2 protein-coding genes are annotated in these 1,497 nt (G+C 42.4%); both read left to right on the top strand.

All coding sequences use genetic code 11. The annotated features are described in order from the left end of the window. Positions 1-1,297 (top strand): tetratricopeptide repeat protein (locus ACUVJL_RS12015; RefSeq protein ID WP_445246060.1); only part of this gene is annotated, 1,297 nt, incomplete at its 5' end. Between the two features lie 8 nt (positions 1,298-1,305). After that, the coding region (locus tag ACUVJL_RS12010) for a tetratricopeptide repeat protein (RefSeq protein WP_445246061.1) at positions 1,306-1,497 on the top strand (192 nt) is incomplete at its 3' end.

The raw sequence follows: 1,497 nt of genomic DNA, 5'->3' as shown, positions 1-1,497 counted from the left end.
TAGTCCAGATTCATCGCTGCGAGTGCCCCGGATTTTGTCGCTGAATTTGCCGGAGGATAGCGAAGGTTTGCATCGACAAGCGGCTGAGGTTTTGTATCGTCTCTGGTGGGAGGAAGCGGAATCTTCTACCGAGGAACAGCGGTTAGAAATTCATCGGTTGGCGATGCTGGGAAAGGTGGAAAAGATTTCGGTAGAAATTGCAGAGGTTTTGACACATGGGTGGAATGATCAAAGTCGATTTCGGGAAGCTGTGAAAACTTGTGAGGAGACTTTAGCAGTTTTTCCAAATTATCGCATTTTCCACAGTTTGGCTTTTTCTCAAGCCCAATTGGGTGAAACTGATGCAGCAAGAAAGTATTACCAACAAGCACTAGATGAGTGTCCGCCGACCGACGAAATAGAAAAAGCAAATATTCTTCACAATCTAGCAATAATTTATGCCAATCAAGGGGAAGTAGCCAAGGCGATAGCATTTTATGAACAATCTTTGGAACTTGACGAAAAGATTGGCGATGTTCAAGGGAAAGCTGCTACTTTGCACCAACTAGGAATAATTTATGCGAATCAAGGGGAAGTAGCCAAGGCGATGGCATTTTATGAACAATCTCTCGAACTTCAGGAAAAGATGGGCAATGTTCAAGGGAAAGCTGCTACTTTGCACCAACTAGGAATAATTTATGCGAATCAAGGGGAAGTAGCCAAGGCGATCGCATTTTATGAACAATCTCTCACACTTAAGGAAAAGATTGGCGATGTTCAAGGGAAAGCTGCTACTTTGCACTGTCTAGCAATAATTTATGCGAATCAAGGGGAAGTAGCCAAGGCGATAGCATTTTATGAAGAATCTCTCCAACTTCAGGAAAAGATTGGCAATGTTCAAGGGAAAGCTGCTACTTTGCACAATCTAGCAATAATTTATGCGGATCAAGGGGAAGTAGCCAAGGCCATCGCACTTTATGAAAAATCTTTGGAACTTGACGAAAAGATTGGCGATGTTCAAGGGAAAGCTGCTACTTTGCACCAACTAGCAATAATTTATGCCAATCAAGGAAAAGTAGCCAAGGCGATAGCATTTTATGAACAATCTCTCGAACTTGAGGAAAATATTGGCAATGTTCAAGGGAAAGCTGCTACTTTGCACCAACTAGCAATAATTTATGCGGATCAAGGGGAATTAGCCAAGGCGATCGCACTTTATGGACAATCTTTGGAACTTGACGAAAAGATTGGCAATATTCAAGGGAAAGTTGCTACTTTGCATAATCTAGCAGGAATTTATGCCAAGCAAAGGGAGTAGCAAAGGCGATCACACTTTATGAAGAATGTCTCGAACTTAAGGAACAGATTGGCAATGTTGAAGGGAAAGCTGTTACTTTGCACGGACTAGCAGGAATTTATGCCAATCAAGGGGAAGTAGCAAAGGCGATCGCATTTTATGAACAATCTCTCCAACTTACGGAAAAGATTGGCGATGTTCAAGGGAAAGCTGCTACTTTG

The organism is Microcoleus sp. OTE_8_concoct_300 (assembly GCF_031383065.1).
Taxonomy (GTDB): domain Bacteria; phylum Cyanobacteriota; class Cyanobacteriia; order Cyanobacteriales; family Microcoleaceae; genus Microcoleus.
The sequence above is the reverse complement of the archived record's forward strand: the minus strand, read 5'-3'. Positions and strand labels throughout refer to the sequence as shown.